Raw genomic sequence first — 15,043 nt, 5'->3', positions numbered from 1 at the left:
CTTCACCCGTACGACTACGCTTAACCTAACGACATTGCCCGCCAAGGAACGCGTAAGCATAGCTAGCTCTTGCCCAATCGACATGCGGCGAGGCAACGCTATGTTCACTGATCGTTCATATTGCCCTGCTATGCTAGGGACATAAATTCAGAGCGAGAGGTGGACATGCGCAAGTGGCGATACGAATGAAATGGACAAGCGTCGGGGCGGCGTTCGTGCTGACCGCCCTGCTCGCTGGCTGCGGTAGCGGGGATAGCCAGGCGGCTGGCACGAATACGGTGAACGAAGCCGGCATATCCGCGACGGCGGCAAGCGGTACGAAGGAAGCGGGCATGCCGGAGCGGGCGGGCGATCTGATGGGCAAAATCGTCAGCGTCACGGCCGATTCCGTTGTTATCCAGAAATCGAACATGCAGCCGTCGGATATGCCGGGCGGGGGCATGGGCGGAGGACGCCGCCCGAACGGGCAAGCCCCGGATGGCGCGGCTTCGGAAGGAAGCGGGACTGGCGCAACGGCTCCTTCCGGGCAGGAAGGAAATTCCGGGGCTGATGCTCCTACGGGGGACGGCGCGCAAGAACGGCCAAGCGGCGGTCCGAACGGCGAACCGCCGACGGATGGTCAAGGCCAGCGGCCGCAGGGCGGTCGCGGCGGCTTCGGCCAGATGGAATTCACCGATGAGCAGGTAACGGTAACGCTGAACTCCGAGACTTCGATTACCGCGATGAGCTTTGGTCCGGGCGGCATGTCGAATGCGCCGGTAGAGGCTTCGGCGCTCAAAGCGGGCGACATCGTGACCGTATGGCTGAATCCGGACCAAACGACAGCGCAATCGCTGCAAGTCCGGTCGATGCCGGCCAATAATGGAGAGGCGGGAGATCAGCAATGAGAAAGTGGTGGCTGCTAGGCATCGGCGTCGTCCTCGTGGGCGGGGCGGTAACGGCCTATTTCGTCATGAATAAGGAAGAGCAAGTCGTAGCGGCGCCCGTGGCGACGACGAAAGTGTTCAAAGGCTCCATTGAAGTAACGGTGTCAGGCTCGGGCAGCATCTCGCTGGCGAACCGGGAGACGGTGAAGGCCGGCAAGTCCGGGACGGTGACCGAGGTTAAGGTAAAAGAAGGCGACAAGGTGAAAGCCGGCGACGTGCTCGTCGTGCTGGCGGGCCAAGATAACGCCGATTCCATCAAGTCGAAGGAAGTCGACCTCGAGAAGAAGCTGATGGAGCTTACCAGCCTGCAGGAAAGTTACAAAACGGCGGCGGATGAAGCCGCGCAGCAGAAAATCGACCTGCAGATGAAGCAGCAGAAGCTGGATATCGAGCTTGCGCGTTCGTCGATCGCCGAGCTGAAGGAGAAGAGCGCGTCGGCGACGATTACGGCGCCGATCGGCGGCACGGTCGCGACGATGAACGTCGCCGTGGACGACGAGTTGAACAATACGGCGGAGATCGGCGAGATTGTCGATTACGACAACATGGAACTGGTCGTCTCTGTCGACGAGCTGGACATCCCGCAGGTAGAGCTCGGGCAGACCGCCGCGGTAGCGGTCGAGGCGCTGGAGGACGAGACCTTCACCGGCAAAGTAACGGATATCGCGAAAGAAGGTACCAGCAGCAATGGCGTCGCGTCGTTCGATGTCACCATCACGGTCGATAAAGGCAAAAGCACGACCATTAAGGCGGGAATGTCAGCGGAAGCCAGCATTACGATCGACAAGAAAGACGACGCGCTGCTGCTGCCGATCGACGCGGTTCAATCGATGGGCGACCGGTATATGGTTATCCTGCCGACGGCCGAGCAGTCGGCTGCCGCGGAAGCGGCCGCGGCTGGACGCCGCCAATGGGCGGGCCAAGGCGGCGCAGCAGGCGGTGCACCGACAGTTGGCCAAGGAGGCGCAGCGGGCGGAGCGCAAGCAGGCGGCCAAGGAGGCGCAGCGGGCGGAGCGCAAGCAGGCGGCCAAGGCGGCGCGGCAGGCGGAGCGCAAGCAGGCGGCCAAGGCGGTGCAGCAGGCGGAGCGCAAGCAGGTGGCCAAGGAGGCGCTGCGGGCGGAGCGCAATCAGGCGTTCAAGGTACTGGCGGACGCGGCAATCAGCAAGGCGGTCGGGGCAATATGCAGCTCATCGAAGTCGGACTGCATAATGAAGACTATATCGAGATCGTATCCGGGCTCAGCGAAGGCGACTCGGTCGTCGTTCCGACCGTCGTGACGAGCACATCTTCCAACCAGCAGCAAATGCAAGGCGGCATGGGCATCATGGGCGGCATGACGGGCGGCTTCCCTGGCGGGGGCGGCGGTTTCCAAGGCGGCGGAGGCGGCTTCCAGCGTCCATCCGGCGGTACTGGCGGCGGAGGCGGAGGAGGTCGGAACTAGATGGGTGCAGAGCAGAACGGGAACCAACCGCTCATTCGGATCGAACAGTTGAATAAGCAGTATAAAATGGGCGGCGAGATCGTCCACGCGCTCAGCGACATTTCGCTGGAAATCGCGTATGGCGACATGCTCGCGATCATCGGGCCGTCCGGTTCGGGCAAATCGACGCTGATGAATGTCATTGGCTGTCTCGACGGCCCGACTTCCGGCAGCTACTGGATGGACGGAGAGGAGGTCAGCCGGCTTCGGGAGAACCGGCTGGCCGAGATCCGTAATCGCAAGATCGGTTTTATCTTCCAAAATTTTAATCTGCTTAACAAATTGAGCGCGCTCGAGAACGTGGAACTTCCCTTGATCTATCGTGGCGTCCCGGCGAAGCAGCGCAAGGAAGCGGCAATGGAGGCGCTGGCGAAGGTCGGTCTCGATTCGCGCAGCAAGCACCGCCCGAACGAGCTGTCCGGCGGTCAACAGCAGCGCGTTGCCATCGCGCGTGCGCTGGCGGGCAATCCGCCGATATTGCTCGCGGACGAACCGACGGGGGCGCTCGATACGAAGACGGGCGTCGAGGTAATGGCGCTGATCAAGGAACTGAACGCGTCCGGACATACGATCATTTTGATTACGCATGATTTGTCGATCGCCCAGCAGGCGGGGCGCGTCGTTCGCATCCAGGATGGCCGGATCAGCGAGGAAGGCGGTGACGCGGGTGCATATCGGGCAAGCGTTTAGAATGGCCGCCAAGAGCATTCTTGGCAACAAAATGCGCGCGCTCCTGACGATGCTCGGCATCATTATCGGGGTGACGGCAGTCATTTCGCTCGTATCGCTCGGGCAAGGGGCGACGAAGTCCGTCACGGATTCCGTCGCCGCGCTCGGCACGAACTCGCTGACGGTCAACATCAGCGGGCGGGGCAGCACGACGACGATTGATTATACGGAAGCGACGGCGTTCGCGGACCTTGACGGCATCGAGCATTCCGCGCCGGCGAACCGGCAGAACGGCACGGTCAAGTTCGGCACGACGAGCGTGAACGTCAGCGTGCTCGGCGTGACGCCGGATTATACGAGCGCGCAGGATTATCAGGTATCGGCAGGACGGTTCATTTCCCAGATCGACCTGGACTTCTATCAGCGCATTGCGGTCATCGGATCGGGTACGGCGGAGGATCTGTTCGGCACGGAGAACGCGGTCGGCCAGCGGATCCTGATTAATGGCATCCGGTATAAGGTCGTCGGGCTGCTCGCGTCGAAGGGCTCCTCGCTGAGCGGGTCGAACGACGATATCGTCATGATTCCGATCACGAACTCCGAGCGGCTGTTCAAGTCGAAAGGCGTCAGCACAGTCTACGTTAAGGTCGAGGACGGCGCAGACATGGACGCGGTGACGCTGGAGCTCGAGAACGCGTTGTACAAGAAGTTCCGCGGCAACGAGAACGCCTACAACGTCTTCAACCAGGCGGACGTGCTCGAGACGTTCAGCAGCATATCGGATACGCTGTCGATCGCGCTCGGCGGCATCGCGGGCATCTCGCTGCTCGTCGGCGGGATCGGCATCATGAACATCATGCTCGTGTCGGTGACGGAGCGGACGCGCGAGATCGGCATTCGGAAGGCGATCGGCGCGAAGAAGAAAGATATTATGATTCAATTCCTCATCGAATCGGTCGCGCTCAGCGGGCTGGGCGGGCTGCTCGGCGTCGGCTTCGGCGTCGGCATCGCGCTCCTCGTCTCGAAGACGACGACGCTCGGCGTAGAGCTGTCGTATCCGATCATGGGCTTGGCCTTCGGCTTCTCGGTCTTCATCGGCATTATCTTCGGCATGTTCCCGGCCAACAAGGCCGCGAATTTAAAGCCGATCGACGCGCTGCGGTTCGAATAGCGACGGAGCCGGCATAGGGTATTGAATGGCATAGGTATTGAATAGCATTAGTTATGAATGGCATAAGTTGTGAAACACACCCCGGTCGGAAGATCGGGGTGTGTTTTTGCGTCGGGGGAAAGAACTGTGCAGGTTGGACGTTTGGGGACGAGAAGTGAAAATTGCGGGCTGAGCGCGGCTGCAGCCGATTGCTTAGCGGATGAGGGACTCAAAAGAGGGCTTGGTAACGCTATTAGCGGCGTTTTGATGGGTAAGGAGAGAAGTAGTGGGCTGAGCGCGACTATTGGAGGTGTCTGAGCGGATGAGGGACTCAGTAGTGGATTGAGCGCGACTATTCGAGGTGCTTGAGCGGATGAGGGACTCAGTAGTGGGCTGAGCCGGAAATTGGAGGTGTTTGAGTGGGTTGGACGTGACTAATGGCGATGTATCGACGGGTAAGGAGAACAATAATGAGTGGAGTGCAGCTGCTGGCGCGATTCAGCGAATGCGCGGCTCAACATGGGCTGCGGCCTGTCCGCCGCTAACGAGCAGCCGCAGCACGAGCAATAGCCCCTCACGTTCGACCCTAGGGGACGTCACGATGAGGGGCGGTTGCTTCGCGTTATGATTCGTCTACCGCGCTTCCGCCGGGGCGACAGCCGTCTGCCGAGCGCGCTGGCGCTTCAACATGATGGCCGAGCAGATAAGCAGGATGCCGTTGATGATGAACACCCAACGAATCGGGATGGAGCGCCCGAGCACGCCGCCGATCATCGGCCCGAGCATGGTGCCGACCTGGTTGGCGGACTGTCCAAGGCTGAAGGCGCGTCCGCGGAACTGCGGCTCGGTTACCTTGACGATCGTGGCGTTCAGCGATGGATAGACGCCAGCGAAGAACAGGCCGTACACGAAGCGCAGCACGCCGAATTGGGCATAATGCGTGACGAAGAACTGCAGCATGTTGCCGATCCCGCCGCCAAGCAGGCCGATGTAGAGCACCTTCTGGTAGCCGATCCGGTTGCCGATCTTGCCCCACTGCGGCGCAGCGATGAGCGTCGCGATGCCGACGGCCGAGAATACGATCCCTGAGGTGAGCGATGCCTCGCCTTGTCCGACGCCGAGCTGCAGCATGTATACGGTGAGCAGCGGCTCGAGAATCATGACCGAGAACGTCGTGATGGCCAGCAGCGCGAGCGTGCTCATGAACAGGCTGTTCTCCATCGCATGGCGCATGTCATCGCGAATGCTCGAGCGTACGGCGGAACGGTTGAACGTCTGCTCTTTCGCGAAGAAGGTCGCGATGAGCGCCGCGACGAGAACGACCGCGCCCGAGATCAGGAACGATTCGCGGTTGCCCATGTAGTGGCTGGCGACGCCGCCGACGAGCGGGCCCAGAATCCCGCCGGTCGCGCTGGCCGTCGCCATAATGCCGAGCGCATAGCCGGTCTTATGCTCGGGCGTGTTCGTGCCGACCAGCGCAATCGCAGCCGGCACGTAACCGGCCAGCAGCCCCTGAAAGATCCGCAGGATCAGGAACAAATACGGGTCGTGGATGAAATACGTTAACACGTACAGCGCCGCAAGCGAAAATCCGGAGCGGATGAGCATCGGTTTGCGCCCGTATTTGTCCGCGAGCGAGCCCCAGTAAGGCGCGATCAAGGCGCTGGCGAGAAAGGTGATACCAAACGCGAAGCCCGACCACAGCTCCAAATTCCGCTCGATGCCGAGGTCGTGATTAAGAAACAGCGGGATAAACGGGATGGAAATCGAATAAGCCGTACTGCAAAAGAACACGCCGGTCCATAACACGATGAGGTTGCGTTTCCACGAATATTCCATGCAGTCATCTCCTTATTTCCATCATACACCCCGAATGCAAGCGGGAAGAATGGACGTCTCTTCCGATTAACGCGATAAAATCCCGCGTATGCTCGTTTAAGCTGAGTTTGCTGCGGGATAATGATGCTTATGGAATCTTGCTTCATTGACGATTGGTTGAATTGGAAACGAAAGGGTGATTTTGCATGACTTATGACTGCATCATCGTCGGAGGCGGGTTGGCCGGGCTTCAGGCGGCGATCCAGCTGGGGCGTTATAACCGCAGCACGCTCGTTGTGGACGCGGGCGACGGACGATCTACGCTGTGCAGACGGTACAACAATATTTTGGGCTGGCCGGAAGGAGTCAGCGGGAAGTCGCTTCGGGAAGCGGGCAGAGAGCAGGCGCTTGCGCACGGCGTCCGCTTCGTGCAAGGCAAGGCGGCCCGCGCGGAACAAACGCAAGACGGCTTCCGCATCATGACCGAAGCCGGCGACATCGCGATTGGCCGTCGGCTGCTGCTGGCGACAGGCGTGGTCGATCGGCTGCCCGATCTGCCCGGGCTCGCGGAGTGTCTGGGCACCAGTATCTACGTGTGTCCGGATTGCGATGGGTACGAGGCAACCGGTCAGCCCTCGCTCATCCTCGGCGCCGGCGACGCGGGGGCGTCTATGGCGCTGACGGTTCGGTATTGGACGGACAAGCTGACCTATGTTAACCATGAGCGCAGCCCGGTGGATGCGGCGCTGCGGGAACGTATGGAGGAGCAAGGCATCCACTGCATTGAGGAGCCGATCGCGCGCATCGAGACGTCCGGCGCGGATGGTTCGGTCATGACGGGAATTACGCTGCAGGATGGCCGGCAGCTGCAAGCGTCAACCGGGTTCACAGCTTTCGGCGGCAATGAGGTGCGCGCCGAGCTTGCAGAGCAGCTCGGCGTTCAGCTGTTCAAGAACCGGCATATTCTGGTCGATGCCCGGACGAGAATGACGAGCGTGCCCGGCGTGTGGGCGGCCGGCGATATCGTCGCGCATTCGGAGCAGACGGTTATCGCAATGGGAGACGGGTCGCAAGCCGCGATCTGGATGCACAAAACGCTGCTGCATGAAGAGCTGCTGGCGCGTATTCCGCAGCCTGAGCCATTCGTTGACCTTCGAATCTAAGACGCTGCTCGCAAGGACAACCGCAGCTGGCGGTACTTGCCGATCAGCAGGTAAGCGCGTGCTCGCATGGCTTCATGATGCTAGCGAGGCGGGTTCTACCGACATGACGACGTATGTGAGGAGGCTTCCAACCCGCCAGGGAAGGAAGCCTCTTTGATCTAAAGCCGGGACGAAGGAAGCCGATTCCGGGCCTATTCGCAGCAGGCGGAGATACGCGAATCGTTGCCGCGCATAACAGTTGCCGCAGCTCGCGGAGGAATTGCCTGCCGCCCTTTGTGGAGATAACGCGGCTTCTCGCCTTCCGAGATGTTATTGCGGCGAGGATGAAAAGGTGCTAGGGTGAAACCAGCGAGTTTCACTAAACCAAGCGAAACAGGGGGATTGGACCGTGCTGCGGCGTTTTGCATCTTACTACTTTCCGTACAAAAAACTATTCCTGATCGACTTCGGCTGCGCCGTCGTCGCCGCGCTGCTGGAGCTGGCTTACCCGCTTGCGGTGCAGTGGATGGTCGACGATCTGCTGCCGCAGGGCAACTGGTCGATGATAGCCGCGGCGGGCGCCGCGCTGCTGCTCGTCTATCTCATGAGCATGGGCCTGCAGTTCGTCGTCAACTATTGGGGCCATAAGCTTGGCATCAACATCGAGACCGACATGCGCCAGCAGCTGTTCAACCACGTGCAGAAGCTATCGTTCCGCTTCTTCGACAACAACAAGACCGGCACGATCATGTCGCGGATGACGAACGATCTGTTCGAGATCGGCGAGATGTCCCACCACGGCCCGGAGGATGCGTTCATCGCGGTAATGACGTTCGTTGGCGCGTTCTCGATCATGCTAACGGTCAACTGGCAGCTGGCGCTCATCACGTTCGTCGTGGTGCCGTTCCTCATCTGGATCATCGTGTACTTCAACCGGAAGCTGGACCGCGCCGCGACGAACATGTTCGAACGCATCGCCGAAGTGAACAGCCGGGTTGAAGACAGCGTCTCCGGGATTCGCGTCGTGCAGTCGTTCACGAACGAGCCGTACGAGCAGGAGCAGTTCCGCATCAACAATCAGTTGTTCCGCGCGGCGAAGCTGCGCTCGTACCTGGCGATCTCGTTCAGCTCGTCGGGCATCTATATGATGACGAAGCTGATCTCGCTCGTTGTGCTTGTCTGCGGCGCCTGGTTCGCGCACGAAGGCAAATTGACCAGCGGGGAGCTGGTGGCGTTCTTGTTATACGTCAACATCTTCCTGAAGCCGATCGACAAAATCAACGCGCTGATGGAGTCGTACCCTAAAGGGATGGCGGGCTTCAAACGGTTCCTCCAGCTGCTGGACACCGAGCCTGACGTCAAGGACGCTCCGAACGCCAAAGCGGTGAAAGGTCTGCGCGGCGACATCGCCTTCCATAACGTGACATTCCGCTACGAAGGCCATGCCGACGTCCTGAGCGGCATTAACCTGAACATACGTGCGGGCGAGACGGTGGCGCTCGTCGGTCCGTCCGGGGCGGGCAAATCCACGCTATGCAGCTTGATCCCGCGATTCTACGAAGTAGACGGCGGAGAGATTGCCATCGACGGCATTCCGATTCGCGACATGCAGCTTCAATCGCTTCGCGCCCACATCGGGATCGTCCAGCAGGACGTGTTCCTGTTCGCGGGCACGATTCGCGAGAATATCGCGTACGGACGTCTTGGCGCTGGCGAGGAAGAGATCCGCGACGCGGCGCGGCGTGCGCATTTGCTGGAGATGATCGACGGACTGCCCGAAGGGATGGACACGGTGATCGGGGAGCGGGGGCTGAAGCTCTCCGGCGGTCAGCGGCAGCGGCTGGCGATCGCGCGGATGTTCCTGAAGAATCCGCCGATCCTCATTCTCGACGAAGCGACGTCCGCGCTGGACACGCAGACCGAGACGATCATCCAGCAGGCGTTGACGGAGCTCGCGCATAACCGCACGACGCTCGTGATTGCGCACCGGCTGGCGACGATCCGCCATGCGGACCGCATTCTCGTCGTGAACGAGAACGGGATCGCCGAGAGCGGCAAGCATGATGAGCTGCTGGCGAAGGACGGCGCTTACGCCAAGCTGCACCGCGCGCAATTTGGCCAGACCGTTACGGTCTAAGATGCAAAGACGGTCCAACAGACCTGCACCGGCAGATAAGCCGGATGCAGGTCTTCTTGTCGTACCGCAAATTAGCCAGGCACGATTCATCGCGGCATGCATGCGAATTATCAAATATTGACATACTATCCATAATTAAATGAACCTGATTTTACCAAGCGACGAAGGAATGATCACGATTTGAGCCGGGCTACTGCTATTCGCCGTCCGCAGACGTTAATTACCTCCAACGGGATCACGATGCTAACCCGCCATAATCCCTATGTTATTTTATGGTGGTCGGCATCGTTTCCGGGCTTTGGGCATTTCGTGCTTAATATGTACCTGCGCGGCGCGCTGTTGTCCCTCGGCGAGGTCATTACCAATACGCTCGCGCATGTGAACGAGGCGATGGTGCTGTCGTTCTGTGGACAGTTCGAACAGGCTAAGGCGGTCATCGATCCCACCTGGATATACGGGTATCTGATGATCTATTTCTGGGCCATGTACGACAGTTACCGCAGCACCTCCGAGGTGAATAAGCTGACCCGCCTGGCGGAGCTGGAGAACGCGCCGGTCCGCCCTTTTCATATCAGCCGGTGGAGCTTGCAATACATTGAGATCAAAAAACCGAACGTGGCCGCCTTCTGTTCGCTGATTTTCCCGGGTCTCGGTCAGCTCTATAATCATCGGCTCGATCTAGGGTTTTGGGGCATTATGTGGTGGTGGATTTACGTAGGCAAGTCCCACTTCTATGACGCTGTGCTTGCGCTCATTAACGGCAGTCTGCGTCATTCCACGGCGGTACTGAGCCCGCATTGGCTGTTATTTATGCCATCCGTGCTGGGAGGGGCCATTTATCACGCCCATGTTCAGGCCGGAGACCATAATCGGCTGTTCCGGATGGAGCAGCGCCAGTTTTTGACCAATCGTTATCAGGAGGCCGCTATCGAACGAATTTGGGAGGGGGAGTGAGCATGTTGGTGATCGGTTCATTTCAAATCACGACCGAGCTGGAACAGGTGCTTGCTCTACTGGAGAACACGGGGATCGGGCGGGATCGAATAATGGCCGTGCCGATGGATATCGACGAGACGAACGATGCCCTGGAGCCGATTCAATCCCGGGACCGCAGGGCGGGCGGGTTCGAGATGGCGATGGCTTGCGCCACCGCGTTCGCCGTCATCGGAACGAGCCGGGGATTCATTTGGGCGTGGGGGCCGATTATCTGGGGGATCCTATCGGCGATCATCGGCTTTGGTTTCGGCTTGCTGCTGCATATAGCGATCACGATGATCAAGGGCGGAAGACCGAGAAAGCCGGGGCAACTGCCGGAAGTCACGCTGCTCGTTCGCTGCCAGCCGGAAAGCGTAGAGGCGGTCAGACGCCTGCTGTGGCAGCATCAGGCGCTCAGCGTAGGCGTCGTGCATCAGCGGGAGAAGTTCCAACCATCGTCCTGATGAACGCGATACTATTATCCCGCCAAGCTTTTCCTATCTCCGCTCGACGAATCGGTTGCCGCCGCGTCTGGTTACGTAGTCGGTGAACGCTTTGACCATGCACGCCTGCAAGATGTATCCCAGGAAAGAATAATAGTGCTGCCACCTATACGCGTTATAGATGTCCAGCCAGATCAGAATAGGTTCCAGTACGAAAGCGAGGATGGCCGCCGCGCACACCGAGGCAGCAGCGAACCCTTTCCATGACTTGAAATACTGATAAAGCAAGCTAAGAATAATGCCCAGCCCCAAGTCCGCGCAGAACAGCCGGGCGCCCCAGGGCAGCAACATGTAAGGATAATCCCACAGCATTAATTCGGCGCCCGCCACGTCCAGCGAAACCGCAATCAGCAGCGTGATGCTGCCGTAAATCAGCAGCACCGGCTTCTCGTTCTTGCGCGCCAGCTTCAGCCATATCGCAATCATGATGAGCGAAATGGTCAGCAGCATCCACCACCGCCATGAAAAGACAACCTCCTGCCGCCAGTAGTTCCAGCGCAGATCGCTCAATTTCTCCTGGGCGTCATAAATATCTGCCATCGTGACTTCTTTCACGGCCAATGCCTCCAAATCCACGTCTCCACACGCGCCTTATGTTTCCCAAGGACCGCCCGATTTAGACGAAAAGCGACGTATCTGCAAGCGCCCGGCGTTTTCCATAACATGGATTGTCACGCTCGGCGGAGTGTGTTATCGTTGCTGTTATATTTTAGGGGAGCTTTCATGGAGGCGAGCCATGGAGGCGGGAAGGTGGCTGGCGGTAACATGAATACGTCTTTATCTTCTGCAAAAGGCAGCGTCATTCAAACCGGCATGGTGTACACGGTTTTACTTGCAATTAGTTCGGTTCATCTGCTGAACGATACGATGCAGGCTGTCGTGACGGCGATGTTCCCGGTCGTGCGCGAATCGCTGCATTTGACGCTCGGCCAGATCGGCTGGATTACATTCGCGCTCAATATGACCTCGTCGGTCATGCAGCCGGTCGTCGGATTGATCTCCGACAAACGCCCGGCGCCTTGGATGCTTCCGGCCGGTATGGGACTTAGTCTCGTAGGTGTCGCGGGGCTTAGCATCGCGCCGTCCTTCTTGACGCTTATGCTGGCTGTTGTGTTCATCGGACTCGGGTCGGCGATTTTCCATCCGGAAGGGTCGCGCGTCGTGTATTTCGCGGCCGGCGGACGTCGAGGATTCGCGCAATCGATCTACCAGGTCGGCGGCAATGCGGGCAGCGCCCTCGCGCCGCTCATGACGATGTTCATCTTCGAACCGCTTGGCCAGCCTGGCGCCATCTGGGGCACGCTGCTGGCAGTTACCGCCATCCTCATTCTGCTGCGGGTCGTACCTTGGTATCGTCAACAGCTCGCGGCGAACGGCAAGCCGGTCAAGAAGAAGGCCGCCGCGGCGGCAAGCGGCGAGACCAAGCCGCTAAGCCGGAATGTCATCGTATTCGCCATGACGCTGCTTGTCCTGCTCGTCTTCGCGCGTTCATGGTACTTCACGAGTCTTGGCACGTTCTATCAGATGTATTTGCATGACTTCAAAGGCTTGTCGGTCAAAGCGGCACAGCTGCCGATCTTCTTGTTCATGGCGGCCGGCGTGCTCGGCACGTTCTTCGGCGGGATGCTGGCGGATCGGTTCGGACGCAAGCGGATGATCCTCTTCTCCATCGCCGGGGCGGCGCCCTTCGCGCTCGCGCTGCCGCATTTGCCGCTGGGCTTCGTATATCCGGTCATCTTCATCCTTGGCTTCGTGCTTCTCTCCGGCTTCTCGGTCAGCGTCGTCTACGCGCAAGAGCTGGTGCCGGGCAAGGTGGGGATGGTATCGGGCCTCATTACGGGGCTTGCTTTCGGCATGGGTGCGCTTGGCGCGGTCGCGATCGGCAATGCCGGCGACCACTGGGGATTAGACCGCGTGCTTGTCTGGGCCAGCTTCCTGCCGCTGGCGGGCGTGCTCGCGGTGCTGCTGCCCGCGGATCGACAAGACTAGAGAAGCGGGCTTTGCCATCCGCCGGATGCACGCGGGTGTTGGCGCGTCAGCGGACTGTATAAGCGGGCTGCGGCAAGCCGAGCCAGCGCAGCGCGGACCATATGCCATGATCGGAAGAGGAAGCGGTGACATAGTTCGCCGCTTCTTTCGCTTCCGGGCATCCGTTGCCCATCGCGATGCCGATGCCGACGAACGACAGCATCTCCAGATCGTTCAGGCCGTCTCCGAACGCGGCGCATTCCTCGGCGGTCACGCCGAACGCCTGCAGCAGATAAGCGATGCCAGCGGCCTTGGAGCTTCCGACCGGCAAATAGTCGACCGCCTGTTCATGCCACCGGATGAAACGCAGCGACGGGAACCGGGTTATATAGAGCGCTTCTTCCTCGGCGGTCATGAAGATATTGCCTTGATAGACCGGCGAATGGCGATAATAATCGGGATCGACTTTCGGATGCGGCAAATTGACGGAGCTGAAGCTGACCGCCAGATGGGGTTCGGCGTGACGGCTGACGCATACTTCGCCTGAGCCGCAGTAGGCTGTCATATGGCCGGAAGCATCCGCGAATGCCGACAATTCGCGAAGAAGCTCGACCGGAATGCGGTTTTCATAGATGACTTCTCCTTCATGGACCACGTATTGGCCGTTGATCGAAACATAGGATCGGATGCCGAGCTCATCGCATACCCAGGTGAAATCGGAGGGACTGCGTCCGGTCGCGATCGCGGTATGGACGCCGGCGGCTTGCAGCAGCGCGACCGCTTCTTTCGTCGAAGCGGGAATTTGGTGGCTTCGATCAAGCAGCGTGCCGTCGATGTCGAAGAGAACAAGCTTAGGTAGGGATTGCATGCGTGAAATCCGCCTTTCGTGTTGGAGTCAAGCAGCGTCACGCCCTCTGATAAGAGGTAACGCCGCTGCTTGTGAGCAAGCGCATCCGAGCTTGAATCGCCTTTGCGATTAGCTCCTAGGAGCGCTTGCAAGACAAACGTAAATGATGAAACGCGTTTCAGGTCAAGCGGACGACGCAAAAAAAATCGAGAGGGGGATCGAACGTGGCGAACATCCGGCAGATCGCCAAGGAGGCAGGCGTATCGGTAAGCACGGTGTCGAGGGTGCTGAACGGCCATCCGTACGTATCCGCGGAGAAACGCCGGGCGGTGGAGGATGTCATGGCGAAGCTCAATTACTCGCGCAACATTAATGCCGTGCATCTGTTCCGCGGACGAACGGACATGGTTGGGATTATGCTGCCTTCCATTAATCATCCGTATTTCTCTCGGCTTGTCGAAGGCATGTCGGACGAAGCGCTGGATCTGGGGCTGCGGCTCGTTCTCTGCCAGACGGGGTATGACGAGAACGAGGAGCGCCGAGCGCTCGCGCTGGTGAAGGAGAAACAAATCGACGGCTTGATCGTCTGCTCCAAATCGCTTGGCTGGTCCGAGATCGCGGCGTATCGTTCGTTCGGGGCGCTCCTCTCGTGCGGCGAGGATGCGGGGGACCGGATCTCGTCCGTCTACATCGATCATTATCGTTCGTTCGAGACAGGGATTCGGCATCTCTTGAGCAAGGGCCATCGTAAAATCGGGCTGTGCATGAGCCGGTATGTCAGCAGCAGCAGCGAACGGCGGCGGGCCGCGTATATGGATGCGCTGCAGAAGATCGGGGAGCCCTATCGCGAAGCATGGACGTTCTACGATTGCTACGGGATCGAGAGCGGTGCGGACGTCATGCGCCAATTGAAAGCCATGGAGGACCGGCCAACCGCAATGATCGTAACGGGCGATCAGGTGGCCGTCGGCATGATGGCCGAGGCGGGCAAACACGGCTGGCGCGTGCCGGAGGACTTGGCACTGATGGGATTAGATAATCAGCCGATCGCGGAGGTGCTCGGATTGACGACGATTGACAATCATCTGTACGAGATGGGGCGCGAGGCGCTGCGAATGCTGCGGGTTGCCATGACCGGGCCGGAGGGCGGCGGCGAAGCGGGGATCCGACGTCAGGAGGTTGTGTACGAGTTGATCGCGAGATCGTCGGTTTGAAGATGAGCGTTGATAATCAGTTGATTATAAAGACCGAACAATATCGATTATCGTTTGGTTTTAATGGAGATTGTATTGAGCCGCAACAGCCGTTAGCCATAGAGGGCGAACGGCTTTTTTGTGCATTCCAGAAAAACAGTTGATTAATTTATATAGATGTTTTATTATTACGTCTATAATTAAACTAAACAATAAGTAAAAACATCTAATTAA

Annotated in this window: 13 protein-coding genes; 10 read left to right on the top strand and 3 right to left on the bottom strand. The window is 59.2% G+C overall.

Annotation, left to right across the window (positions count from 1 at the left end):
• The first annotated feature begins 185 nt into the window (after positions 1-185).
• Genes ACFFSY_RS02410 through ACFFSY_RS02395 form a run of 4 tightly spaced genes read left to right on the top strand, consistent with a single transcriptional unit; the run spans position 186 to position 4,247 of the window.
• Positions 186-887 carry a hypothetical protein gene (locus ACFFSY_RS02410; RefSeq protein WP_377489328.1) on the top strand — a complete coding sequence of 234 codons (702 nt, stop codon included), beginning with the start codon at positions 186-188 and terminating at the stop codon, positions 885-887.
• Entirely contained in the window at positions 884-2,368 is a 1,485-nt protein-coding gene (locus ACFFSY_RS02405) for an efflux RND transporter periplasmic adaptor subunit (RefSeq protein ID WP_377489325.1), read from the top strand. Before ACFFSY_RS02410 ends, ACFFSY_RS02405 begins: the two co-directional genes overlap by 4 nt.
• Entirely contained in the window at positions 2,369-3,097 is a 729-nt protein-coding gene (locus tag ACFFSY_RS02400; protein WP_377489322.1) for an ABC transporter ATP-binding protein, read from the top strand.
• Complete coding sequence (locus tag ACFFSY_RS02395) at positions 3,075-4,247, top strand: ABC transporter permease (RefSeq protein ID WP_377489319.1); 1,173 nt, start codon at positions 3,075-3,077, stop codon at positions 4,245-4,247. The genes ACFFSY_RS02400 and ACFFSY_RS02395 overlap by 23 nt, the downstream gene beginning before the upstream one ends.
• A 612-nt stretch (positions 4,248-4,859) precedes the next feature.
• Here ACFFSY_RS02395 and ACFFSY_RS02390 read toward each other — a convergent pair.
• Entirely contained in the window at positions 4,860-6,065 is a 1,206-nt protein-coding gene (locus ACFFSY_RS02390; RefSeq protein ID WP_377489316.1) for an MFS transporter, read from the bottom strand.
• Between the two features lie 185 nt (positions 6,066-6,250).
• On the opposite strand from ACFFSY_RS02390, the gene ACFFSY_RS02385 reads away from it, so the two are divergent.
• From ACFFSY_RS02385 to ACFFSY_RS02370, 4 genes are all read left to right on the top strand, one after another.
• Positions 6,251-7,207, top strand: a complete 957-nt coding sequence (locus ACFFSY_RS02385; protein ID WP_377489313.1) for an NAD(P)/FAD-dependent oxidoreductase — start codon at positions 6,251-6,253, stop codon at positions 7,205-7,207.
• A 388-nt stretch (positions 7,208-7,595) separates the two neighbouring features.
• On the top strand, positions 7,596-9,323 hold the full coding sequence (locus tag ACFFSY_RS02380; protein ID WP_377489310.1) for an ABC transporter ATP-binding protein: 1,728 nt from the start codon (positions 7,596-7,598) through the stop codon (positions 9,321-9,323).
• Between the two features lie 180 nt (positions 9,324-9,503).
• The gene (locus ACFFSY_RS02375; RefSeq protein WP_377489306.1) at positions 9,504-10,277 is read left to right on the top strand and encodes a hypothetical protein; all 774 of its coding nucleotides are present in this window, start codon (positions 9,504-9,506) and stop codon (positions 10,275-10,277) included.
• Positions 10,278-10,279: 2 nt separating this feature from the next.
• Entirely contained in the window at positions 10,280-10,762 is a 483-nt protein-coding gene (locus ACFFSY_RS02370) for a hypothetical protein (RefSeq protein ID WP_377489303.1), read from the top strand.
• A 33-nt stretch (positions 10,763-10,795) separates the two neighbouring features.
• Here ACFFSY_RS02370 and ACFFSY_RS02365 read toward each other — a convergent pair whose 3' ends face one another.
• Positions 10,796-11,356: a CBO0543 family protein gene (locus ACFFSY_RS02365; protein WP_377489300.1), complete on the bottom strand. Its 561-nt coding sequence runs from the start codon at positions 11,354-11,356 to the stop codon at positions 10,796-10,798.
• 210 nt (positions 11,357-11,566) lie between these two features.
• Between ACFFSY_RS02365 and ACFFSY_RS02360 the strand changes: the two genes are divergently transcribed.
• Positions 11,567-12,790: an MFS transporter gene (locus ACFFSY_RS02360; RefSeq protein ID WP_377489297.1), complete on the top strand. Its 1,224-nt coding sequence runs from the start codon at positions 11,567-11,569 to the stop codon at positions 12,788-12,790.
• A 46-nt stretch (positions 12,791-12,836) separates the two neighbouring features.
• Here ACFFSY_RS02360 and ACFFSY_RS02355 read toward each other — a convergent pair whose 3' ends face one another.
• Positions 12,837-13,637: a Cof-type HAD-IIB family hydrolase gene (locus ACFFSY_RS02355; protein ID WP_377489294.1), complete on the bottom strand. Its 801-nt coding sequence runs from the start codon at positions 13,635-13,637 to the stop codon at positions 12,837-12,839.
• 203 nt (positions 13,638-13,840) lie between these two features.
• Here ACFFSY_RS02355 and ACFFSY_RS02350 point away from each other — a divergent pair, with 203 nt between their 5' ends.
• Positions 13,841-14,830, top strand: coding sequence for a LacI family DNA-binding transcriptional regulator (locus tag ACFFSY_RS02350; RefSeq protein ID WP_377489291.1), 990 nt, complete (start codon positions 13,841-13,843; stop codon positions 14,828-14,830).
• Positions 14,831-15,043 lie beyond the last annotated feature (213 nt).

The organism is Paenibacillus aurantiacus, assembly GCF_042431225.1.
In the GTDB taxonomy this organism is placed as follows: Bacteria; Bacillota; Bacilli; order Paenibacillales; family Paenibacillaceae; genus Paenibacillus_Z; species Paenibacillus_Z aurantiacus.
Note: the sequence above shows the minus strand (reverse complement) of the source record. Positions and strands in the feature narration are given on the sequence as shown.

What these genes read in the sequence shown, in the direction of transcription:
- ACFFSY_RS02410 (WP_377489328.1), top strand. Translation starts at nt 186, where the DNA reads ATGAAATGGACAAGCGTCGGGGCGGCGTTCGTGCTGACCGCCCTGCTC.
- ACFFSY_RS02405 (WP_377489325.1), top strand. Translation starts at nt 884, where the DNA reads ATGAGAAAGTGGTGGCTGCTAGGCATCGGCGTCGTCCTCGTGGGCGGG.
- ACFFSY_RS02400 (WP_377489322.1), top strand. Translation starts at nt 2,369, where the DNA reads ATGGGTGCAGAGCAGAACGGGAACCAACCGCTCATTCGGATCGAACAG.
- ACFFSY_RS02390 (WP_377489316.1), bottom strand. Translation starts at nt 6,065, where the DNA reads ATGGAATATTCGTGGAAACGCAACCTCATCGTGTTATGGACCGGCGTG.
- ACFFSY_RS02385 (WP_377489313.1), top strand. Translation starts at nt 6,251, where the DNA reads ATGACTTATGACTGCATCATCGTCGGAGGCGGGTTGGCCGGGCTTCAG.
- ACFFSY_RS02370 (WP_377489303.1), top strand. Translation starts at nt 10,280, where the DNA reads ATGTTGGTGATCGGTTCATTTCAAATCACGACCGAGCTGGAACAGGTG.
- ACFFSY_RS02360 (WP_377489297.1), top strand. Translation starts at nt 11,567, where the DNA reads ATGAATACGTCTTTATCTTCTGCAAAAGGCAGCGTCATTCAAACCGGC.
- ACFFSY_RS02355 (WP_377489294.1), bottom strand. Translation starts at nt 13,637, where the DNA reads ATGCAATCCCTACCTAAGCTTGTTCTCTTCGACATCGACGGCACGCTG.